This is a genomic window from Streptomyces sp. SID486 (genome assembly GCF_009865385.1).
GTDB lineage: Bacteria > Actinomycetota > Actinomycetes > Streptomycetales > Streptomycetaceae > Streptomyces.
Genome location: NZ_WWJT01000239.1, coordinates 1 through 466, shown reverse-complemented (window position 1 = coordinate 466; position 466 = coordinate 1). Strand labels below are relative to the sequence as shown.

Annotated in this window: 1 pseudogene; it reads right to left on the bottom strand. The window is 84.5% G+C overall.

Going from position 1 to position 466, the window contains the following annotated elements:
• Positions 1-466, bottom strand: a pseudogene (locus GT045_RS12005) (serine/threonine protein kinase); the annotation flags it as partial.

Sequence of the window (466 nt, the reverse complement as noted above, 5' to 3'; positions counted from 1 at the left end):
CCTGGCCCGGCACCTGTCCGGGCAGGCCCGGCCGCCGGCCGCCGCCCGGGGCGGGGACCCCGGCGCCGGAGCCGGAGCGCGGTGCGGCTCCGTGCCAGGGGGCGCCGCGCACCCCGTACGGGTCGGCTGTCCGGCCGGGCGGCCCCCCACTGCCCGGCTCGGCGGAGTACGGCGGCTGGTCCCCGGCGTACGGCTGCTGTCGCGTGCCGTCGGTCCGGCCGGCGCCGGTGTCGTCCTCGACGGCAGGGCGGGCGCCGGGCAGCGCGGGGCGATCGCTCTGCTGGGCTTCGTGGACCCGGGCCGCGGCACGGGCACCCGCGCGGTACGCCGCGATGGCCCCCGCCCGGGCCGCCCGGACATCGGCGCCGGTGTCCAGGGCCGGCCGCCCGGCCGTACCCGCCGCCCCGGCGGTACCGGGCAGCCCGGGTGCGCCGGGGGCCGGCAGTCCTCCGGCCGCCCGCGCCTG